Raw genomic sequence first — 20,555 nt, 5'->3', positions numbered from 1 at the left:
CAGTCGCTGTCGAGTTCGAGGTTATGGACGAAAATGCGATGAAATTTGTCCATAACCTCGAACTCGGCGGGCAGAGCTAGACGCTGGCCACACCCGGCGCGAGGAAACGCTGACCGGTTGCGGCCTCGGACGCGCCGCTGCGATCCAGGTACGGAGTGATACCACCGTTCCAGAATCCGAAGCCGCCGCCGAGGAGCAAGCAGAGATCGATGTCCTGGACCGCCGCGACGACGCCTTCGTCGAGCATGATCTTGATCTCGTCGGCAAAGGCGTTGCGGGTCCGCTCGAGAACCTGCTCGGCCGTCGATGGCGAATCACCCTGCGGCCACAGTGCGGCCACCTCGGGATCGACGACCTGGCCCTCGGGTCCGTAGGTCCACACGCCGGGCTTCTTCGCCTCGACGAGTGCACGGAACCCGGCGGAGTCCTTGAACCGCTCCGGGTACGCCTCGGCGAGGGTTTCGGCCGTGTGCAGAGCAACCGCCGGTCCGACGAGGGCAAGCAAGGTCAGCGGGCTCATCGGCATGCCGAGTTCGCCCACTGCGCCGTCCGCCACATCGAACGGAGTGCCCTCGTCGATTGCGCTGATGATCTCGTTGGACGCGCGAGTGACCAGCCGGTTGAAGACGAATCCGGGAAGATCGGCCGACAGGACGGCCGACTTCTTCAGCGTCTTCGCGGTAGCAAATGCCGTTGCGAGAGTGGCGTCGTCGGTCTTCTCGCCCTTGACGACCTCGAGCAGCGGAAGAACCGCGACGGGGTTGAAGAAGTGGAAGCCGACGACCCGCTCGGGGTGCTTCAGGTCCGCAGCCATCTTCGTGATCGACAACGACGAGGTGTTGGTCGCGAGAATGGTGTCGGCGGAGACGAATTCCTCGACCTCGGCGAACACCTTCTTCTTGACGTCCAGGTTCTCGAACACGGCCTCGATGACGAAGTCGGTGTTCGCGAAGGCGGACTTGTCGATCGAGCCGGACACCAACGCCTTCAGCCGATTCGCGGCATCGGGGGACAGACGCTTCTTGCCGAGCAGCTTGTCGATTTCACCGTGTACGTAGCCGACGCCCTTGTCGATGCGCTCCTGATCGATGTCGGTGAGAATCACCGGCACCTTCAGCTGGCGGACGAACAGCAGCGCCAGTTGGCTGGCCATCAGGCCGGCACCGACGATGCCGACGCCGGAGATCTTGCGGGCGAGGGACTTGTCCGGCGCACCGGCGGGACGCTTCGCACGCTTCTGCACCAGATCGAAGGCGTACAGGCCGGCCCGCAATTCGTCCTTGACCAACAGTGTCGACAGCGCGTCGTCCTCGGCTGCGAAAGCCGTGTCGAGAGAAGCTGAATCGGTGATATCGGTGTTCTTCGCCAACTCGAGCAGATCGACAGCGGCGACAGGGCCCGGCGCGAAATTGCCGGTCTTGCCGGCCACGATGCCCCGGGCACGCGCGATGGCGTCGTCCCAGGCCTGCCCGCGATCGATCTCGGGACGGGCCGGGGTGATCTCACCCTTGATGACTTGAGCTGCCCATGCCAGCGACTGCTCGAGGAAGTCGGCACCGCCGAAGAGGGCGTCGGCGATCCCGAGGTCGAGTGCCTGCTGCGGCTTGAGGACGCGGTTCTGGTTCAGCGCGTTCTCGATGACGACGGTGACCGCGTTCGAGGCCCCGATGATGTTGGGCAGCAACTGAGTTCCGCCCCATCCCGGTACCAGGCCGAGGAAGGCCTCGGGTAGGCCGAGCGCGGCGGCGTTCTCCGCGACGGTCCGGTAGTGCGAGTGCAGTCCTACTTCGAGTCCACCGCCGAGTGCGGCACCGTTGATGAAGGCAAACGTCGGAATCGTGCTTTCGCGCAGGCGACGGAACACCTTGTGGCCGAGCTGCCCGATTTGCAGCGCCTCATCCTTGGTCTTGATGTTCGGCACACCGTTGAGGTCGGCACCGACGGCGAAGATGAACGGCTTGCCGGTGACGGCGATGGCCACCGGGTTCGCTGCGAACGCTTCGTCCAGTGCGGCGTCGAACTTGGCGAGTCCGCCGGGACCCAAGGTCGACGGCTTGGTGTGATCGAAGCCGTTGTCCAGGGTCACCAGTGCGATGGAGCCGTCGAGCCCCGGTACGGACACGATCTTGGTGAACGCGTTCGTGACTACCTCGTCCTCGAACGCCGTCGTGATGTCACTCATGCCTTGGCTCCTGAGTAGTCAGCGTGGTTGGGGTTCTCCCAGATGACGGTGCCGCCCATGCCGAGACCGATGCACATGGTCGTCAGGCCGTAGCGGACGTCGGGTTGCTGGGCGAACTGACGACTGAGCTGCGTCATCAGGCGGACGCCCGAGGAAGCGAGCGGGTGGCCACACGCGATGGCGCCGCCCCACTGGTTGACGCGGGGGTCGTCGTCGGCGATGCCGTAGTGCTCGAGGAAGGCGAGAACCTGGATGGCGAAGGCCTCGTTGATCTCGAACAGGCCGATGTCGTCGATGCTCAATCCGGTTCGGCCGAGCAACTTTTCGGTTGCGGGAACCGGGCCGATGCCCATGACGGCGGGATCGACGCCGGCGAAGCTGAAGCCGACCATCCGCATCCCGATGTTCAGGCCGAGCTCGTGCGCGGTGTCCTCACCGGCGAGGATCGCCGCGGTGGCGCCGTCGTTGAGTCCCGCGGCATTGCCTGCGGTGACGCGACCCGCGGGCCGGAACGGCGTCTTGAGCTTGGCGAGATCGTCGACGGTGGTGCCGGGGCGAGGTGGCTCGTCCTCGGTGGCCAGGCCCCATCCTGCGGCGGATTTGGTGGCGACCGGAACGAGAGTGTCGGCGATGTAGCCGGCTTTCTTGGCCGCGTCGTATTTGTTCTGGCTGGCGACGGCGTAGGCGTCGGTGCGGTCCTTGGTGATGCTCGGGAACCGGTCGTGCAGGTTCTCGGCGGTGTTGCCCATCACCAGTGCACTGGGATCGACGAGCTTGTCGGCGAGGAAGCGCGGGTTGGGGTCGACACCCTCACCCATCGGGTGGCGGCCCATGTGCTCGACTCCGCCTGCGATGACGACGTCGTACTGGCCGAAGCCGATTCCCGATCCGGTGGTGGTCACCGAAGTCATCGCACCCGCGCACATGCGGTCGATCGCAAATCCCGGGACGCTGCGGGGGAGCCCGGCCAGGAGAGCGGAGGTCCGGCCGATGGTCAGGCCCTGATCGCCGGTCTGTGTGGTCGCAGCGATCGCGACCTCGTCGATGCGCTCGGGAGGAAGATTGGGGTTCTTGCGGAGAAGCTCGCGTATTGCTTTGACGACGAGGTCGTCTGCGCGAGTGTCGGCGTACATGCCCTTGGGGCCTGCTTTGCCGAACGGGGTACGGATGCCGTCGACGAAGACAACATTCCTCTGTGAGCTGGTGGACGGGGGTACAGACACGCTTTTCGATCCTCCCGACAGATGCGGACGACTCGTCCGGGTGCCCGGACGCGCCACCCACTGTAGCGGGTATTACCCGTCGGTAACTTGGGAAGGGTGCAGTGCCTTCGTCAGAACCGGCACCACCAGCGAGCGTTGCCACGGCCGAGCCCCACCCTCGGTCAACCGAGCGTCGATCATCTCGCCTGGGTCGACGCCGTCGTCGTCGGGAGTCTGCCAATCCCATACGAGTCGCCGAAGTAGATCCGGCATGAGTAGGTTCTCGACCGGTACCGACACCGATTCGCTCAGCTCGGTCATCGCCGCTCGCACATCGGCGAGTCGGGCCGCTGCGTCCGGGTCGCGGCGGGCCCATCGGTTGACCGGTGGCGGCCCGTCGAACGATGCCGCCATCGACGGCAATTCGGCGCTGGGCAGCGCCCGTGCTCGGGTCAAGGCCGAGGCCCACAACCGAGAGGACCGACGCTGACGGGGGCCGCCGAAGACGGGTAGCTGTTCGAGTTCGCGTGAGGACTTCGGATCGGCCGTCGCCGCGGCGACGATCGCCGAGTCGGGCAGGACCCGGCTCGGTGCTACGTCACGCTTGGCCGCCAATTCGTCTCGCGTGGTCCACAATTCGCGGACGGCAGCCAACGTTCGTGGTGACTTGATCGCATGGATCCCCGATGTCCGACGCCATCTGTCGGTTTTCGGTTTGGGCGGGCCCAGGGCGAGGATGTGGGCGAACTCCTGTGCTGCCCACTCGGTTTTGCCCTGTGCCTCGAGTTCGGTGGCCATCGCGTCTCGCAGCTCGAGCAGAACTTCGACGTCGAGGGCGGCGTAGTTGAGCCAGGTGTCGGGGAGGGGTCGGGTGGACCAGTCGGCCGCGCCGTGCCCCTTCTGCAGGGCCAGGCCGAGGGTTCGCTCGACTATCGCACCGAGGCCGACGCGGTCGAATCCGGCCAGGCGGCCGGCGAGTTCGGTGTCGTAGAGCGTGGCGGGGACGAGCCCCAGTTCGGCGAGACCGGGCAGGTCCTGGTCCGCGGAGTGCAATACCCATTCGAGCGGGTTGATGACCTCGGCCAGGGGTGCGAGGTCGCCGGTGACGGGTATGGGGTCGAGCAACACGGTGCCTGCGCCGCGGCGGCGGAACTGCACGAGGTACGCACGTTGGGAGTAGCGGAAGCCGGACGCGCGCTCGGCGTCGACGGCGAGGGGCCCGTGGCCTGCGGCAAGTGCCTCTGCGGCTGCGCGAACGGCATCGGCGGTGTCGACGACGTCGGGAACCCCGTCAGCGGGGGCCAACAACGGAACGGCGACAGGCTCGTTCGCTTCTGCATCCGACGCGGCGTCCGGGGAACTCTCGGCTGACATGAGATGTGACTCTAGGCCCTGGGGCCGAACGGACCGGCAACTATGTACGACTGGAACTGCTATGTCCGACTGGAACTGCGCTGCCCGAGAGTGGTGATGCCCGCGGGCGGCAGGCCCGCGGCGTAGGCGAGCACCTCGCAGAACGCCTCGACATGGGTCGAGAGATCCTCCGACGTCGCCGTCCAGGACGCACGAAGTTCGAGTTGGTGAGCCTTCGGCGGGCCGGCGATGTCGCCGTACCGTACCGAGCTGGTCGAGGTGACCGTACCGCCGAGCGCGTTCAACGGTTCCGATCGCGATTCGAGGGCGTCGACCAGCCAACTCCAGCCGACCTCGGGGAGCAGCGGATCGTCGGCGAGGGACTCGTCCACGTCGGCCTGGATGTACGCGACCAGGCGGTGAGTGCCGTTCCAGGCCTCGGCACCGTCGGGGTCGTACAACAGGATCAGACGGCCGAACGCGTCGCCGTCGCTCTGTTCGTCGATCTGCTCGGAGTCGGCGTGCTTGACCTCGGCGCCGATCGCATAGCTGTAGGGAGCGAGTCTCTGCGGCGGCCGAATCGGACCGATTTCGATCGCCGGGTGTACCTGCGCCCGATGCATCGCGTCGATGGCGGCGCGGAAAGGCGCAGGTTCGGCGTCAGATCGGTGCTCGGTCACGTCACCGGACGTTAGACGCGTCACGTTGTCCTGCGATGGAGGCGCGCCGAGCCGTGATCGAACTGCGCCGAGCGTCCGTCGAACGATCCGAGTGTCCTGAACTGCGATGAGTGTCTCGCCCTCGAGGGTAGCGGCGGTTGTCGCACGTGGCAGCATGGACGGTGATGAACGCCGAATCGCACACCGCAGCCCCCGCCCGACGAGAACTTCCGGAGGCGCCGTTTCTGGCCGCGATCGACGGTCGACCGACGTCGAGGCGGCCGGTGTGGTTCATGCGTCAGGCCGGCAGGTCCCTTCCGGAATACCGCAAGATCCGTGCAGGCATCGGGATGTTGGACTCGTGCTTCCGGCCCGATCTGGTCGCCGAGATCACCCTGCAGCCCGTACGTCGTCACGACGTCGACGCAGCGATCCTCTTCTCCGACATCGTGGTTCCGCTCAAAGCCGCGGGCATCGATCTCGACATCGTCGCCGGTACCGGACCGGTGGTTGCGCATCCGGTGCGTTCGGCTGCGGACGTCGCGGCTCTGCCCGTCCTCACCTCCGACCAGGTGCAGCCGGTGGCCGACGCCGTCCGCATTCTCACTCGCGAACTGGGAACCACCCCGCTGATCGGATTTGCCGGCGCACCCTTCACCCTTGCGTCGTACCTGGTCGAGGGTGGTCCGAGCCGCAATCACGAAAAGACCAAAGCTCTGATGCGGTCCGATCCGGCCACGTGGCACGCCTTGCTCGACGCATTGGCCTCCACCACGATCACCTTTCTGCAGGCCCAGCTGGCTGCGGGCGTCGACGCCGTTCAGGTGTTCGACTCCTGGGCGGGTGCACTCTCGCTCGCCGATTACCGCGAGTACGTATTGCCGCACTCGACACGAGTGTTCGACGCCGTGTCCTCGGCCGGCGTCCCGAAGATCCACTTCGGGGTCGGCACCGGAGAACTCCTCGGTGCCATGGGCGAGGCCGGTGCCGACGTGGTCGGGGTCGACTGGCGGATTCCGCTCGACGACGCGGTGCACCGGGTGGGCCACGGCAAGGCCCTGCAAGGCAATCTCGATCCCGCAGTGCTGTTCGCGGGCTGGGACGCAGTCGAGGCCGAGGTCCGACGCATTGCCGCCGAGGCGGATCGTGCGATCGCGGCCGGTGCCCGCGGCCACGTGTTCAATCTCGGCCACGGCGTGCTTCCCGATACCGATCCCGACATCCTGACTCGCGTCGTCGCGTTGGTGCATTCGTTGTGACCGTCCGGCGATACGCCGTCGTCGGCGGCGGAATTTCCGGCCTCATCGCGGCGTATCGCCTGCGGCAGGCGTGCGGGCCCGACGCTGAGATCACCGTGGTCGAGGCATCGTCCCGGGTGGGCGGCACCCTGCGCACCAACTCGGTCGGCGATCAGTCGCTCGATGTCGGTGCCGAGGCGTTCATCGGGCGCCGTCCGGAGGTGCCCGCCCTGCTTGCGGAACTGGGGCTCACCGATCAGCTGGTGCACCCGTCGACGGTGCGACCGCTCGTCTTCTCCGGTGGACGCACTCATCCACTTCCGGTGGGCACCCTCATGGGTATCCCGTCGTCGGCGGAGTCCGTCCGAGAGCTGGTCGATCCGTCCGAGCTGCACATCATCGACACCGAGACCGAGCGGCCGTTTCGATGGGTCCGGGGCTCCGATGCCAGCGTGGCCGATCTCGTGGGCACACGTTTCGGGAACCAGGTCGTGAGCCGTTCGGTCGATCCACTGCTCGGCGGGGTCTACTCCGGTTCGGCGAGCTCCATCGGTGTCCGTGCTGCGCTGCCGACGCTGGCCGCTGCGTTGGACAACGGCGCGGCGAACCTGACCGAGGCTGTGCTGACGGCACTCCCGACTCCGTCCCCGGGGCCGGTGTTCGGTGGACTCCGGGACGGCTACGCGGTGCTGCTCGACGCTTTGGTTACAGCCACCGACGCTCGCGTTCTGCGCGAGACGAGCGTCGGCGAGATCCGCCGTGAGTCGGGCGGCTGGTTCGTCGATCGGGTGGGTGTGGTCGACGGGGTCGTGCTGGCGGTACCGGCACCGATACTGGCCGATCTCATCGCAGACCTCGCACCGGACGCGTCGCGCGCGGCCCGTGAGATCGAACTCGCGTCGTCGACGGTCGTGGCCATGGCGTTTCCGACGTCGACCGAGCTGCCGCAGAATTCGGGAATTCTGGTGGCGACGGACGCGGGGCTGGACGTGAAGGCGTTCACGCTGTCCAGTCGAAAGTGGCCGCACCTGGCCCAGCGTGACGCGGTACTGCTGCGAGCCTCGCTCGGGCGTTTCGGCGACGACACTGCCGCGCAGCGATCCGACGAGGACACGATCGACGTTGCGCTCGCCGACCTGGCCACGGTCGCGGGTATCGACACCAGGCCGCTGGCAGTGACCGTCCAGCGGTGGCCGGGCGGATTGCCGCAGTACGCTCCCGGACACCTCGACCGCGTCGCCGCCATCGAATCCGGAGTGTCCGAACTCGCCGGGCTCGCCGTGACCGGAGCGTGGCAGCGCGGCGTCGGGGTACCGGCCTGTATTGCGTCCGCCACCACCGCTGCCGCCCGTCTGGTCGAGGTGGCACGATAGGGGCCATGGCACGCCTCGATTACTCAGCGCTCAATTCGACTCTTCGGTACTTGATGTTCTCGGTCTACAAGGTCACACCCGGGGTTCTGGGCGACGACCGCGCGGCCGCTGCGAAGGAAGCCCGGGCATTCTTCGAGGGCCGTGAGGACAAGGGTGTCGTCGTGCGCGGGGTCTACGACATCGCCGGCATGCGGGCCGATGCCGACTTCATGGTGTGGACGCACGCCGAGCGCGTCGAGGACCTGCAGGCGACGTACTCCGACTTCCGGCGCACCACCGCGCTGGGCAAGGCGAGCACGCCGGTATGGAGCAACACTGCTCTGCACCGCCCCGCCGAGTTCAACAAGAGCCACGTGCCTGCGTTCATCGCGGGCGAGGATCCGGGCGCGTACATCTGCGTGTACCCGTTCGTCCGCTCGATCGACTGGTACCTGCTGCCCGACGAGGAACGTCGGACGATGCTCGCCGATCACGGGAAGGCAGCACGCGACTACAAGGACGTGCGCGCCAACACCGTCCCCTCGTTCGCGCTCGGTGACTACGAGTGGATCCTGGCTTTCGAAGCCCCGGAGCTCGACCGCATCGTGGACCTGATGCGCGATCTCCGGGCCACCGAGGCACGCCGACACGTGCGCGAGGAGACGCCGTTCTTCACCGGCCCTCGGGTCGAGGTGGACGCGCTCGTCGAATCACTACCGTGACGGGGACGGACACACCCATCGTCGACGCCGTTCTCTTCGACTTCTCCGGCACACTCTTCCGACTGGAAGAGGAGCCGTCGTGGTTCGACGGTGTGCACGATGCCGACGGCGTTCCGGTCGACGGAGCCGGAGCCGCCGAGCTCATGCGACGCATGACCGCTCCGGTCGGCGAGACCGTCGAGTTCGACGACGCCACTCGGCACGCATGGCGTCATCGCGATCTGGATCCGGCCCTGCATCGGCAGGCGTATCTGCACGTTCTGGCGCAGTCCGGCATCACCGCCGAGGCACAGGCCGAATCGGTGTACGGACGAGTCATCGACGCCGACTCCTGGACGCCCTATCCCGACACGGAAGCGGCACTGTCGACATTGGCGGGACGGTCGATTCGCGTCGGGGTGCTGAGCAACATTGCCTTCGACATCCGTCCGGCGTTCACTGCCCGGGGCCTGGACCGGTACGTCGACGAATTCGTGCTCTCGTTCGAGGTCGGGCACGTCAAACCGCAACCGGAGATCTTCCGACATGCGGTGGCCGCTCTCGGCGTCGAGCCCGCGCGGACGCTGATGGTGGGCGACAGCGCCGAGGCCGACGGCGCGGCACAGGAGATCGGGTGCAGTTTCGCACTCGTCGATCCGGCGCCGACGGCCGAGCGTCCCGACGCACTGCTGGCAGCGTTGAGCGCGTTCGGGATTCGATGACCGGAGTGACCGGCGTCCAGCACATGGGCCACTGGGGGATGTTCCGCGCCGACTCGGACGGACGTGACGTCACCGCGATTCATCCTCAGGTGACGGACAGCAATCCTTCCCCGGTGCTGGGCAACCTCGTCGGCTCGGTGACCCATCGATCCCGCGTCACCTCGCCTGCGGTACGCAGGGGCTGGCTCGAGAACGGTCCCGGCCCCACCGACAGGCGCGGTAGCGAGGAGTTCGTCGACGTCTCGTGGGACGAGCTCACCGACCTGTTGTCGCGCGAGTTGCGCCGCGTGGTGGACACATTCGGCAACAACGCCATCTACGGCGGGTCGTACGGTTGGGCCAGTGCCGGCCGCTTTCATCATGCGCAGAGTCAGGTACACCGCTTCCTGAACTGCATCGGCGGCTACACGCGATCCGTGCACAGCTATTCGCTCGGTGCGACCGGCGTCATCATGCCGCACGTGCTCGGCGCGCACTGGAAGATGTTCTCCCGCTCCACATCCTGGTCCGTGATCGCCGAACACACCGAACTGCTGGTGGCGTTCGGCGGAGTTCCGGTGAAGAACACCGGCATCAATCACGGTGGTACGTCGGATCATCCGACCGTCGGTTCGCTCGACGCGATGCGCGCCCGCGGCGGGCAGATCGTCACCGTCGGTCCATTGCGCAACGACATGTCGGGCGAGGCGCGGTGGATTGCCCCACGGCCCGGAACCGACGTGGCGATGATGCTGGCTCTGGCATACGTCCTGGCCGACGAAAAACTGCACGACACAGCGTTTCTGGAGAAATACTGCGAGGGTTACCCCGAGTTCGAGCGCTACCTTCTCGGTGTCTCGGACGACACTCCCAAGACCCCGCAGTGGGCGTCGGAGATCTGCGGTATCGAGCCGTCCGTAATCGCAGAGCTGGCACGGGACATGGCGTCGAAACGCACGATGGTGACCGTCACGTGGTCCCTGCAACGTACGCAGCACGGTGAACAGGCTCCGTGGATGGGCATCACGTTGGCAGCGATGTTGGGCGAAATCGGCGTGCCCGGTGGGGGATTCGGACACGGATACGGCTCGATGAACGAGCCCGGCCTCGCTCCTGTGCCCTATCCGTTGCCGACACTGCCGCAGGGAATCAATCCGGTGGCCGATCTGATCCCGGTCGCAGCTGTCTCGGACATGCTGCTCAACCCAGGGCACGAATTCGACTACGACGGCCGACGTTTGGTCTATCCCGACATCAAAGTGGTCTATTGGGCGGGCGGCAACCCGTTTCATCACCACCAGGATCTGGGACGATTGCGCCGGGCACTCGGCAGGCCCGATACCGTCGTCGTCCACGATCCCTACTGGACGCCGATGGCCAAGCACGCAGACGTCGTAGTCCCGTCGACCACATCGCTGGAACGGTCGGATCTGAGCTGCACACGCAACGATCCACTGCTCGTGGCCATGGCGCCGGCTGCCGAGCGATTCGCCGATTCGCGCGACGATTACGACACTTTCGCGGAACTCGCTATGAAACTCGGTGTGGGGCAGCAGTTCACCGAGGGGCGCACGTCACAGCAATGGCTCGAGCACATGTACGGGCAGTGGCGCGAGTATCTGCGGGCCGACGGCGTGCAGACCCCGGAATTCGACGACTTCACGCGTGAGGGTTCGTTCCGGATGAAGACCGAGGACGAGTTGACGTTTCTGGAGGATTTTCGCCAGGACCCGATCGGCAACGCGCTGCGGACACCGAGCGGCAAGATCGAGATCTTCTCGGCGACGGTCGCGGGGTTCGATTACGACGACTGCCGAGGGCATCCGATGTGGTTCGAGCCGCAGGAGTGGCTCGGCGGGGCGCGGGCCGAGCAGTTTCCTCTGCACTTGATCGCCAACCAGCCGCGCACCAGGCTGCACAGTCAGCTCGATCACGGTGCGGTGAGCCGGAATTCGAAGGTTCAGGGCCGAGAGCCGATTCGAATGCATCCGTGTGCGGCGGAGGCCAGGGGAGTGTCGGACGGCGATGTGGTGCGAGTGTTCAACGACCGCGGTTCGTGCCTGGCCGGTGTGGTCGTCGACGACGCGATGCTCGAAGCGGTAGTTCAGTTGTCGACCGGGGCCTGGTACGACCCGCTCGATCCGGCTGATCCCGATTCGATGTGCAAGCACGGCAGCGTGAACGTTCTCACCGCCGACGTCGGGTCGTCGTCGCTCTCGCGAGGGTGCACCGGGCAGCACGTGCTGGTGGAGATCGAACGCTACGACGCGCCGCTGCCGCCGATCACTGCGTTCGATCCACCGGTGACACGATCGGTCAGAACACCACCCGCGAGATGATCTCGGCAACCAAGGCCGGCTTGTCCTCGCCTTCGATCTCGAGCGTTGCGGTCGTCACGATCTGCAACGCTCCGCCCGACGCGTCCTCGACAGAGGTGAGGGTGGTCCGCAACCGGACATGGGATCCGACCTCGACCGGGTTGATGAAGCGAACTTTGTTGGAGCCGTAGTTGATTCCGAGTTTGGTGTTCTCGATGGTGTAGATCTGCCAGTTCAGCATCGACACGAGCGACAGACTCAGGAATCCGTGGGCGATCGGCGCGCCGAACGGGCTCTCTTTTTTCGCTCGTTCGACGTCGACGTGGATCCACTGGTGGTCGCCGGTGGCGTCGGCAAAGGTGTTCACCCGTTCCTGGGTGATCTGGAGCCAGTCGCTGGTTCCCAGTTCTTCGCCGACGGCCGCCTTGATCTGCTCTGGTGAGGTGAAAGTGCGCATGCTCACAGTATGCACCGTCGCAATAGGGCGCTCGAAAGCGATCATGTGGGAGCGAATGATGACCGGCTCGAGTGTCGGCCTGTCGAATTCAGGCTGTGTAGGGCGGAGCGAAAGGAAAGGCTCCGATCAGTTTGTTCTGAATTTCTTTCAGATTCGGGACCGGCCGATATTCGTGCTGTAGCTGCGCGATTCGATCGTGATCTCGCGCAAGGTCCGACGAATGCTGGACAGCTTGTCGGTCGAAAGCAGAGTAGTAATCGGCGAATTTGTATCCGTTGCCGCCTATGTCTTGCGGCAGCTTTATCCATGCGTTGGGGATGCCGTACGAGTCTGCGACGATCAACCCGTGCAGACTCGTGGACATCACGAAGTCACATGCAGTGATGTCGGCGATGACCTTGGCCGGCTTTCTGGACGGGTCGATCAACGTGACGCTCTTGTCTCGCGCAAGCGAGCGCACTACGGGATCCTTCTTGTGCACCCAGTGGTAGACGAGGCCGATCCGGCCGGGTACACGTGGGGAGCGTGCATAGACTCTGTTCGCCAGCAGCCCGGGGTCCCCGACCGCGACCTCGCGCTCGGACTTGATGCGTCCCAGCGACAGATGTCCGCGAACCGCGTAGAAGTCGAAATCGGGGTAGCTGAAGTCTCGTTCGTGGGCGGCGTCACTGAGCATGAAACCCGAGCCCCAGACCTTGAGACCCTTCCGGGCCTGCATGAGCTGGTCCATTTCCAGGGTGGAACCTGCCCCGATCATGTCGCAGCGCTTCGCGCGACGCCAGGAACACTTCTGCCCGAACAATGTTCCGACCAGTCCCGGCGTCAATTCGTCACCGAAATTGGGTGTGACGCCGGTGATTTTCACCTGGCGCCACCAGAAGGTCTTGATCGACGTGGCCACAACCCCAAAGCTACCCTAACGATCGGGTCAAGCAGCGGTAATCTCCGGAGTTCGCGGCTCGGTTTCGACGCATCCTCAGCGCAGGTTCGCCGAGTGCGCGGCGATCCCCGGGATGTCCGGACCGATCAGGATGCAGGCTTGAGCACCAGAGAAATCGAGTTGATGCAGTACCGCTGGTCGGTCGGGGTGGGGTAGCCCTCGCCCTCGAAGACGTGGCCGAGGTGGCTGTGGCAGTTGCGGCAGACGACTTCGACGCGGCGCATACCGAGGGTGGTGTCCTCTTTCAGGATGACGGCGTCGCTGTCGGCCGGGTCGAAGAAAGACGGCCATCCGCAATGCGATTCGAACTTCTCGGTGCTGCGGAACAGTTCGGCTCCGCAGGCGCGGCACTCGTAGATGCCTTCGGTGGTGGTGTCGGTGTATTCGCCGACGCCCGGGCGCTCGGTACCGGCCTGACGCAGAACCGCGTACTCCTCGGGTGTCAGCTTCTCCCGCCACTGCGCGTCGGTGAGCTGGACGGCCGGAGCGGCATTGTTGTCTGTTGCTGAACTCATGCTGACACGCTAATACGATTTGCCGGGTTATGCCGTTTTCGCTGGTGACGCGGTCGGTAACAGGTAGTTGGGCTCGATTCCCTCGTCGAGCCGTCCCTCTGTTCTCGCGGCGAACCAGCGTCCGACGAGCACTCCGAAGATCACGACGATCAGCAGCGCCCAACCGAAGGTGGTGCGGAGATAGTCGAGGGCCCGTCCGGTTTCGATCCACCGTCCGGACAACCAACGATCGGCGTTCATGAACCCGTAGATCGCGAGCCAGGCCGGCCAGTTCCGGAGTAGCGAGTTCCTGAGCACGACCGTCATGAGCAAGGGGAACAGCATCATCGAGTAGTACATCTGGCCCAGTGAGCCCAGCAGCCAGTGCGCGGTGAGGATCAGGCCGGAGGTGGTGGCGAAGAAGAACAGTCGATCTTCTCGGCAGTACCGGTAGAGCAACCACAGCGAGACCAACACCATGATGCCCAGGACGGCGCGGATGCCGAGGGTCAGGAACTCGGGCACTCCGTAGTAACGGCCGTTGCCAACGACAGCGCTGTTGAAGTAGTCACGCGTCTGCAGCAGGTACGGCAGCGTCCGATCGATGAAATTCATGGGATCGACGGACAACGGCCAGGCAATGGCCATCATCACCACCGGGATGGCGATCGAGGTGATGAACACCTTCCACTGTCTCGTCATCAGGGGGAGCAGCAGCAGTGGTGCGAGCATCGGCTTGATCGCCAGGGTCAAGCCCATCGCGACACCGGCGGACAAATCCTTGCGCTGCAACAGGAATCCGAGAAACGCCACTTCGCCGAGGAGTACGAAACCGTTGAAGTTGGTGAACACCAGTGTGTTCGTCACCGTCTCGCTGACGAAGGCAGCCAGGAGCAGGGCGGGTGCAGCCACCGAGTCCAACCGGAAGCCGAAGATGCGCAGCAGGATGTACAGCGCGACGAGGATGGCCACGGTGCTGGCAAGGATGAACAGCCAGCGAGAGCGCTCCGGGTCGATGATGGCGATGGGGGAGAGCAGCATCGTCGCGCTCGGCTGGTACAGGTAATGAGGATCGACCGAATCGAAGTTCGCGGTGTACACCGGCTGCCGGTTGAGGAACGCGAGAGCTGCGTTGTACACCGGGTTGAAGTCGTTGGTGACATCGCCGTTGACCGCCCTGATCACCACCCGATGCACGACGGTCATGATGGCGATCGGCCAGAGCGCGTACTTGATTACTTCGGCGGTGGTCCGCCCGGTACGCGGCTCCAGAAAGCTAAGTGACACCCGCGAACGGTACCCGAGACGGTCGGTGCGCCCGTTCAGGACACCCCGCGGGGCCCGTGTCTTTCGCGGCCCTCCGAGGAGTCGAGTCAGGCCGGACAGACGGTGCCGTCGGTCGGAAGCGTCGTGTCTCGCGCGTAAGTGACAGCAGCACTCTGCAGGCACTGCGACCCGCCGATGCTCGGATGCCCGCTGCCCTGCCAGGCGGCCGACGCGACGGCGGCACCCGTCGCACCGATCAGGCCGGTGACCGAGGACAGGCCGCCGTTGCCGACGATCGGGTCGCCGGCGTTGGACAGAACCAGGACCGGAACGTCCAGCGAGGTGGGTAGTGGGACGGAGGGAGCCGTCGGCCAGGACGAGCACAGCAATGCCGTCAGGGCAGCGTCGGTTCCGTAGATCGGGTAGCGGTCGGTCCACCCCGTTGCCAGGTCGCGGACGCCCTGCGGAGAAGGCCACTGCTGCCCGTCCGTGCAGCGGGCGACGAACTGACCGTCGGTGCCGTACGCCGCCCGGCCTCGTTCGGCGAGCGCTGCGAGCGCAGTCGTGTCGGAGGCGGCGGCAGCGGAAAGCGTCGAGGACAGATCTCTCGCCCGCGTCGACGCGTCTCCCGCGGTCGAAGCCAGGGCAAAGGTGATCGCGTCGAGAACTTCGTGTGTGGACAGCGGTGCGAACTCGCCGCCGGCGGCGCGCTTGATCAACTGTGCCACTGCGGCCGTCGGGTCACTTCCGAGCGAGCAGTTCAGCGCGACGCAACGCTGTGCGAAGGCAGCGAACGCCGCTTCCTTGCCCTGAGTTCGCTGCTCGGCGAGCGTTGCCTGGTCGGCGTTGACGCCCGTCGGCGAATCGAGGATCAGGCGCGCGACGTTGTCGGGAAACTTCGCGGCGTAGGCCATGGCGGTGAGAGAACCGTTTCCCGCTCCGATCAGGCCGATCCGGTCCACGCCCCACAACTGTCGAAGCCGATCGAGATCGTCCGCGGCGTACCCGGTGCCGAAGGCGAGCTCCTGCGGCTGCAGGGTGTCGGTGCATTCGATGGTGGCGTCTCGTCCGGCGTCGACCGCGCGGTCGACGGAGTCCGAGTCGGATCTGGAGAACTGTCCCAGGGCATCGACGGCAGCCTTGGTAGGCGCCTGGGGTGTGTCGTCGATGCAGTCCACGGCCGTCGAGCGTCCGATGCCGCGGCGATCCACGGCAACGATCGGATGTGCCTCGAGCAGCGTGGCGAGTGGGCCGGCGGCCATCGTGGCCAAGGTTGCGATGGACGAACGATCCGAACCGGACGTGAACACCAGGGGCCCGGCATCGACGGGTGTCCGGTCGAGCGTGGCCCGAAGCGCCCCGACGGCGAAGGTGCCGAACATCTGACCGCTGGCGTCGACATCGGCCTCGTACTCACCGCATTCGAGTGTCAGGCCCGGCGTGGTGGCGGTGAGCCCGAACATTCCGAGGGTGGCCGAGGTGCACTCGGACCAATCGAGGTCGGTGGTCGGAACAGCGAGTGCAGCCGGTTCGGGCGGGGTTTCTGGCGACGACTCGGCGGGCTGACCGGGCGAGCGCTGCTCCACCGCCACTTCGGGACGGATCGACGGGCCGCCTCCACAGGCCGCGCAGACCGTGGCGACGAGGAGTACTGCGGCGAGCAACGAACGTTTCTGCGTCACGGTGCGAGGCTATCTACTTTTGCTTCGCTGCCGCGCCCGCGTCTCTCGTCACGGCCGCACCCAGCGGGTCAACAGCGTGCCGTCGGTGTCGCCGAGCACGAGTGCGCGCTGCATGGAGGTATCGGCGGCGTGTGCGGCATGGGCGATGCGGCCGGCAGGCCCACTGATCACCTTCGGTGAGATCGTCAGGCACACGTCGTCCGCCGCCCCGTCGGACACCAGCTGACCGAACAGTCCTGGTCCGCCCTCGCACAGCACGCGACCGAACCCGAGCTGGGACAGAGACTCGACAATGTCGGTGGTCGACACCGATTCGCCGGACACCTCGAGCACCGTCGCCCCGGCCGTCCGGAGTTCGCCTACCGCAGAGCGGTCCGCCGCGGCGGACGTGAGCACCACCGGCATCACCGCTGTGTCCGTCAGTAGGCGAGACCGCGCATCGATGGAGCCGGAGGCGGTGACGACCACGATGGTCGGCACCGATTCCTGACCTTTCGCCTGCCGGCGAGAGATGACATCGGGAGACAGGGCGACCCCGCCGTAGTTCTCTCCGCGCACGGTGCCGGCGCCGACGAGCACCGCATCGCACAGCTCTCGCAGGATGCCGAACAACCGTGTGTCTGCCGGGGTGCCCAGCCCGGCCGAGGCACCGTCGGAGGTGACGGACCCGTCGATACTGGAGACGAAGTTGGTACGGATCCACGGTCGGCCCACATCGGTCGGGTAGGCATACAGGGATCGCAGACCGTCGTCGTCCACTTCGGTTCCGACGGCGGGGAGCGCTGCGGCGGCCTGCTCCGATGTGAAGTAGGTCCCAATATCGAGAAGCTGCATGAGTCACATGAGACCACGTCGTTACGCTCGATCAATGCCCGCACGCCTTGTCGACCGAAATCCCGTGGTCCCCTCCGATCAGCTGATCGCGCAGATGGTTCCGCCGGCGATGTTCGACGACGTCAGCTTCTCCTCGTACATTCCCGATCCCAAGGAGCCGACGCAGGCCGCTGCAGTCGCGAAAGCCGAGGAATTCGCGAACAAGGTGCAGAAGATTCGCGGCAAGGGCAAGCGCGGACTGTTCGGTAAGAAGACCCCGGCCACCGGTGCGGGGCTCTACCTCGACGGCGGCTTCGGCGTCGGTAAGACCCACTTGCTGGCCTCGATCTATCACAGCGTCCCCGAACCGAAGGCGTTCGGCACGTTCGTGGAGTTGACGCACGTCGTCGGTGCATTGGGCTTCAACAAGGCTCTCGAAGAGCTCTCGAACCACAGTGTTCTGTGCATCGACGAGTTCGAGCTCGACGATCCGGGCGACACGATGTTGGTCTCGCGACTGCTGTCGGAGCTCTCGCAGCGCGGCGTGTCCATCGTGGCGACGTCGAACACCCTGCCCGGCCAGCTCGGCGAAGGCCGCTTCGCAGCCGAGGACTTCCTGCGGGAGATCAAGAAGCTCGGTTCGATCTTCGAGTCCGTCCGCGTCGACGGTCCCGATTACCGGCACCGCGATCTGCCGCCGGCCCCGGAGCCGACGTCGGAGGCCGAGCTCATCGAGCGTGCCGACGGTATCGAGGGCGCGACCCTGGACGACTTCGACGACCTGCTGGCGCACCTGAGCACGCTGCACCCGTCGCGCTACGGCAAATTGCTGGACGGTATTCCCGCGGTGTTCCTGAAGAACGTGCACCCGGCTTCCGATCAGGCAATTGCGTTGCGACTGGTCGTCCTCGCCGACCGCCTGTACGACGCGGGTATTCCGGTGACGGCCTCGGGTGGCAAGCTCGACGAGATCTTCACCGAGGAGATGCTCGCGGGTGGTTATCGGAAGAAGTACCTCCGTGCGACGTCCCGTCTGCTCGCGCTGTCTCGTTTTGCTGCCGTCGGCTGATCTGCTTCGGTCGCGGCAGGCTCAGAGCTGCACCTGCATGACGTAGTCGTCGTGCGTCCGGTCGCCGACGACGAACGTCTTGGTGCCGGCTATCTCGAATCCGTGTTTGGCATAGAACTTCTGGGCGCGGACGTTCTGTTGGTTGACGCCCAGCCACGCCCCTCGGCAGCCGTGCCGACGAGCACTGTCCAGCGCCGACGTCATCAGGCGCGCTGCGACTCCGCCGCCGTGTTCGGTGGGTCGGACGTACAGCTTGCTGATCTCTACCGTCGGCTCGTGGGACAGCGCCGAGCGGATGCCGGAGTCGGTGGGAGTGCCGAACACCAGCATCGCGTATCCGAGTACCTGTGCCTCAGCCGACTCGTCGAGCAGTACGGTCCGGTTCGGGTCGACGATGTACGTCTCGAAGTGCTTGGCAGACAACACGTTCGAGATGAAAGTCTCGATATCACCGGGTTGCGTTCCCGGTGGGCAGGCCAACGGGAAGGTCAGTGCGGCCAGGTCGGCGACTCGGTGCGCATCCGCCGGGCCCGCCTCACGAACGCTCACAGCTGATCGACGGCATTCTTCGCGTCCCGCAACGACAGCCCTGTTCGATCGCGCAGCAGCTTGATCGCCGCAATCGCTTTGCCTTCCGATTTGAGTGCCGTCAATCGGGGGAGGAGGTCGTCCCATCGCACGGGACCCGAACTCGCTGCATCGAGAATGGTCGACGGGGGAGGAAACGGTGCTCCGCGTTGCATCGTCTCGATTGCGTTCTTGGCATCGAGCAATCCGGCACCGGTTCGATCACGGAAGACCTTGATGGCCTGAATCTTCTTGTCGGCGGCCAACAATTGGTGAATTTCGGCTCGCGCACCGTCGTCCAGTCCTACCAGTTTCGAGCTCTGGGACGTGGCACGCGATCTGTCCGGCTTTCGACGCGCGAGGAACCAGGCCGCGAGCACCGCGGTATCGACGAGGACCAGCGCAACGATGAACCATCCCCAGGTCGGCATAACGTCAGTACACCACTTCAGCGTGACGGGTCGAAGAGCGGGACGACGCCCGGCCGATCGGCGGGCAGCGACTCGAACAGTGAGACAGCAGCATCGAGAGTCCGCTGCGCTGCGTCGTACTTCGCCGGTGCGAGATCGTGGCCTGCACCGTCGATGTCGATCAGCAGTGTGGGCGCGGGAACCAGCGCGAACGCCGCCCCGAGTTCTTCGGTGGTAGCGAACGGATCCTTGGTGCCGTGCAGCACAACAGTGGGGGTACGTAGGTCGGGCAGATGGTGGGTCCGAAGCTTGTCGGGCTTTCCCGGTGGGTGCAGGGGATAGGACGTCAGCACCAGACCGTCCACGAGACCCGGCTGCTCCGACGCGATCATCGATCCCTGCCTGCCGCCGTACGAATGCCCGCCGAACACGACGAACCCGTCGGTTTCCGCACGCAGTCGATCGACGGCCGCGGCGATCCCCATCCGGTCCTCCTCGGAACGGGAGGGATGCGGAGGACCCTTGGCCTTGCGGACTCGGAACGGGAGGTCGAACCGCAAGACCGTGAAGCCGGCCGCCGCCCACATCGACGCAATGTTCTGTAGGAGCACCGACCCGCAGTTGCCGCCCGCACCGTGAGTGAGAGCGAGCCCTCCGCGCGACGGGATCGGCGGCGTGTGAAGAAACGCGACGCCCCCGCCGAGTTCGATGTCGGCGGGGGCGTCGGGAACGTCGTGTTCAGCCATCGGTCGAGGACGTTACCTTTTCGTCGCTGCCGGCGTGATCGGTGTCCGTGCTGTCTGTTTCGGAGCTGTCGGATGCATCCTGATCGTCGGCATCCACCATCTCACCGTTGTCGTCGACCATGTCGGCAAAGGCTGTACCCGCGACGGTGCCGTTGGTTCCGGGGAGAGCCACAGTGGGCCGAGCGCCGGGTCGGTATCGGTCGTCGAGTCCCTCGACCGATTTCTTCGCTTCTTCGAGTGTGGCGTCGTCGACCTGAGGCTCTTCGCTGTCGGTCGCGTTACCGGGGCCGGCCGTGTCGGTGGGTGTTTCGTCCGTGGGTGCACTGCGAGCATCGTCCGACACGTGAGTGTCCTTCCATCGAAGTGTGTGCGTCGTCTCCACTGTGCACTTCTATGGCGTGAATC

General features: G+C 65.5%; 20 protein-coding genes. 6 read left to right on the top strand and 14 right to left on the bottom strand.

Going from position 1 to position 20,555, the window contains the following annotated elements:
- Nucleotides 1-76: 76 nt before the first annotated feature.
- The 4 genes from J2X62_RS15595 to J2X62_RS15580 all read right to left on the bottom strand — a co-directional run bounded on the left by J2X62_RS15595 (nt 77) and on the right by J2X62_RS15580 (nt 5,360).
- Nucleotides 77-2,182: a 3-hydroxyacyl-CoA dehydrogenase NAD-binding domain-containing protein gene (locus J2X62_RS15595; RefSeq protein ID WP_310181583.1), complete on the bottom strand. Its 2,106-nt coding sequence runs from the start codon at nt 2,180-2,182 to the stop codon at nt 77-79.
- The gene (locus J2X62_RS15590) at nt 2,179-3,405 is read right to left on the bottom strand and encodes a thiolase family protein (RefSeq protein WP_032365064.1); all 1,227 of its coding nucleotides are present in this window, start codon (nt 3,403-3,405) and stop codon (nt 2,179-2,181) included. Before J2X62_RS15590 ends, J2X62_RS15595 begins: the two co-directional genes overlap by 4 nt.
- A 72-nt stretch (nt 3,406-3,477) precedes the next feature.
- Nucleotides 3,478-4,758 (bottom strand): ribonuclease D, encoded by a 1,281-nt coding sequence (locus J2X62_RS15585; protein WP_310181580.1) that lies wholly within the window; start codon nt 4,756-4,758, stop codon nt 3,478-3,480.
- 59 nt (nt 4,759-4,817) lie between these two features.
- Nucleotides 4,818-5,360, bottom strand: a complete 543-nt coding sequence (locus J2X62_RS15580; RefSeq protein ID WP_239536507.1) for a DUF3000 domain-containing protein — start codon at nt 5,358-5,360, stop codon at nt 4,818-4,820.
- Nucleotides 5,361-5,581: 221 nt separating this feature from the next.
- On the opposite strand from J2X62_RS15580, the gene hemE reads away from it, so the two are divergent.
- Genes hemE through J2X62_RS15555 form a run of 5 tightly spaced genes read left to right on the top strand, consistent with a single transcriptional unit; the run spans nt 5,582 to nt 11,727 of the window.
- A complete protein-coding gene (gene hemE / locus J2X62_RS15575; protein ID WP_057474735.1) occupies nt 5,582-6,655 on the top strand; it encodes a uroporphyrinogen decarboxylase in 1,074 nt (357 codons plus the stop codon).
- Nucleotides 6,652-8,007 carry a protoporphyrinogen oxidase gene (locus J2X62_RS15570; protein ID WP_310181577.1) on the top strand — a complete coding sequence of 452 codons (1,356 nt, stop codon included), beginning with the start codon at nt 6,652-6,654 and terminating at the stop codon, nt 8,005-8,007. Before hemE ends, J2X62_RS15570 begins: the two co-directional genes overlap by 4 nt.
- Before the next feature lie 5 nt (nt 8,008-8,012).
- Nucleotides 8,013-8,708 carry a hydrogen peroxide-dependent heme synthase gene (gene hemQ / locus J2X62_RS15565; RefSeq protein WP_032408300.1) on the top strand — a complete coding sequence of 232 codons (696 nt, stop codon included), beginning with the start codon at nt 8,013-8,015 and terminating at the stop codon, nt 8,706-8,708.
- Entirely contained in the window at nt 8,705-9,409 is a 705-nt protein-coding gene (locus tag J2X62_RS15560) for an HAD family hydrolase (protein ID WP_235580079.1), read from the top strand. Before hemQ ends, J2X62_RS15560 begins: the two co-directional genes overlap by 4 nt.
- Nucleotides 9,406-11,727, top strand: coding sequence for a molybdopterin-dependent oxidoreductase (locus tag J2X62_RS15555; protein ID WP_240933671.1), 2,322 nt, complete (start codon nt 9,406-9,408; stop codon nt 11,725-11,727). The genes J2X62_RS15560 and J2X62_RS15555 overlap by 4 nt, the downstream gene beginning before the upstream one ends.
- Here the strand turns inward: J2X62_RS15555 and J2X62_RS15550 are convergent.
- The 6 genes from J2X62_RS15550 to J2X62_RS15525 form a co-directional block, all read right to left on the bottom strand.
- Nucleotides 11,705-12,163, bottom strand: a complete 459-nt coding sequence (locus J2X62_RS15550) for a MaoC family dehydratase (RefSeq protein WP_310181575.1) — start codon at nt 12,161-12,163, stop codon at nt 11,705-11,707. The genes J2X62_RS15555 and J2X62_RS15550 overlap by 23 nt on opposite strands.
- A gap of 88 nt (nt 12,164-12,251) precedes the next feature.
- The gene (locus tag J2X62_RS15545) at nt 12,252-13,064 is read right to left on the bottom strand and encodes a polysaccharide pyruvyl transferase family protein (protein ID WP_310181573.1); all 813 of its coding nucleotides are present in this window, start codon (nt 13,062-13,064) and stop codon (nt 12,252-12,254) included.
- Between the two features lie 125 nt (nt 13,065-13,189).
- Nucleotides 13,190-13,618 carry a peptide-methionine (R)-S-oxide reductase MsrB gene (gene msrB / locus J2X62_RS15540; protein WP_027496925.1) on the bottom strand — a complete coding sequence of 143 codons (429 nt, stop codon included), beginning with the start codon at nt 13,616-13,618 and terminating at the stop codon, nt 13,190-13,192.
- A 27-nt stretch (nt 13,619-13,645) separates the two neighbouring features.
- Nucleotides 13,646-14,923 carry a glycosyltransferase family 87 protein gene (locus J2X62_RS15535; RefSeq protein ID WP_371832503.1) on the bottom strand — a complete coding sequence of 426 codons (1,278 nt, stop codon included), beginning with the start codon at nt 14,921-14,923 and terminating at the stop codon, nt 13,646-13,648.
- Between the two features lie 47 nt (nt 14,924-14,970).
- Nucleotides 14,971-16,545, bottom strand: a complete 1,575-nt coding sequence (locus tag J2X62_RS15530; protein ID WP_032365068.1) for an alpha/beta fold hydrolase — start codon at nt 16,543-16,545, stop codon at nt 14,971-14,973.
- 48 nt (nt 16,546-16,593) lie between these two features.
- On the bottom strand, nt 16,594-17,379 hold the full coding sequence (locus tag J2X62_RS15525) for a pyrimidine reductase family protein (protein ID WP_310181569.1): 786 nt from the start codon (nt 17,377-17,379) through the stop codon (nt 16,594-16,596).
- A 34-nt stretch (nt 17,380-17,413) separates the two neighbouring features.
- Here J2X62_RS15525 and zapE point away from each other — a divergent pair, with 34 nt between their 5' ends.
- Complete coding sequence (zapE, locus tag J2X62_RS15520) at nt 17,414-18,427, top strand: cell division protein ZapE (protein WP_032391468.1); 1,014 nt, start codon at nt 17,414-17,416, stop codon at nt 18,425-18,427.
- 21 nt (nt 18,428-18,448) lie between these two features.
- Here zapE and J2X62_RS15515 read toward each other — a convergent pair whose 3' ends face one another.
- The 4 genes from J2X62_RS15515 to J2X62_RS15500 are packed head-to-tail and all read right to left on the bottom strand — an operon-like array spanning nt 18,449 to nt 20,493.
- Entirely contained in the window at nt 18,449-18,976 is a 528-nt protein-coding gene (locus J2X62_RS15515) for a GNAT family N-acetyltransferase (protein WP_032365071.1), read from the bottom strand.
- Nucleotides 18,973-19,425, bottom strand: a complete 453-nt coding sequence (locus J2X62_RS15510; protein ID WP_032382104.1) for a hypothetical protein — start codon at nt 19,423-19,425, stop codon at nt 18,973-18,975. Before J2X62_RS15510 ends, J2X62_RS15515 begins: the two co-directional genes overlap by 4 nt.
- A gap of 17 nt (nt 19,426-19,442) precedes the next feature.
- On the bottom strand, nt 19,443-20,150 hold the full coding sequence (locus J2X62_RS15505) for an alpha/beta family hydrolase (protein ID WP_032370465.1): 708 nt from the start codon (nt 20,148-20,150) through the stop codon (nt 19,443-19,445).
- Nucleotides 20,143-20,493, bottom strand: coding sequence for a hypothetical protein (locus J2X62_RS15500; protein ID WP_032370466.1), 351 nt, complete (start codon nt 20,491-20,493; stop codon nt 20,143-20,145). The genes J2X62_RS15505 and J2X62_RS15500 overlap by 8 nt, the downstream gene beginning before the upstream one ends.
- Nucleotides 20,494-20,555: the final 62 nt, after the last annotated feature.

It is taken from the genome of Rhodococcus sp. 3258, from assembly GCF_031456475.1.
Taxonomy (GTDB): domain Bacteria; phylum Actinomycetota; class Actinomycetes; order Mycobacteriales; family Mycobacteriaceae; genus Rhodococcoides; species Rhodococcoides fascians.
This window is presented reverse-complemented; position numbering and strand designations above follow the sequence as displayed.

Coding starts and splice junctions, on each gene's coding strand:
- J2X62_RS15505 (WP_032370465.1), bottom strand. CDS start 20,150: ATGGCTGAACACGACGTTCCCGACGCCCCCGCCGACATCGAACTCGGC.
- J2X62_RS15525 (WP_310181569.1), bottom strand. CDS start 17,379: ATGCAGCTTCTCGATATTGGGACCTACTTCACATCGGAGCAGGCCGCC.
- J2X62_RS15595 (WP_310181583.1), bottom strand. CDS start 2,182: ATGAGTGACATCACGACGGCGTTCGAGGACGAGGTAGTCACGAACGCG.
- J2X62_RS15555 (WP_240933671.1), top strand. CDS start 9,406: ATGACCGGAGTGACCGGCGTCCAGCACATGGGCCACTGGGGGATGTTC.
- J2X62_RS15585 (WP_310181580.1), bottom strand. CDS start 4,758: ATGTCAGCCGAGAGTTCCCCGGACGCCGCGTCGGATGCAGAAGCGAAC.
- J2X62_RS15550 (WP_310181575.1), bottom strand. CDS start 12,163: ATGCGCACTTTCACCTCACCAGAGCAGATCAAGGCGGCCGTCGGCGAA.
- hemE (WP_057474735.1), top strand. CDS start 5,582: ATGAACGCCGAATCGCACACCGCAGCCCCCGCCCGACGAGAACTTCCG.
- J2X62_RS15580 (WP_239536507.1), bottom strand. CDS start 5,360: ATGCATCGGGCGCAGGTACACCCGGCGATCGAAATCGGTCCGATTCGG.
- zapE (WP_032391468.1), top strand. CDS start 17,414: ATGCCCGCACGCCTTGTCGACCGAAATCCCGTGGTCCCCTCCGATCAG.
- J2X62_RS15510 (WP_032382104.1), bottom strand. CDS start 19,425: ATGCCGACCTGGGGATGGTTCATCGTTGCGCTGGTCCTCGTCGATACC.
- hemQ (WP_032408300.1), top strand. CDS start 8,013: ATGGCACGCCTCGATTACTCAGCGCTCAATTCGACTCTTCGGTACTTG.
- msrB (WP_027496925.1), bottom strand. CDS start 13,618: ATGAGTTCAGCAACAGACAACAATGCCGCTCCGGCCGTCCAGCTCACC.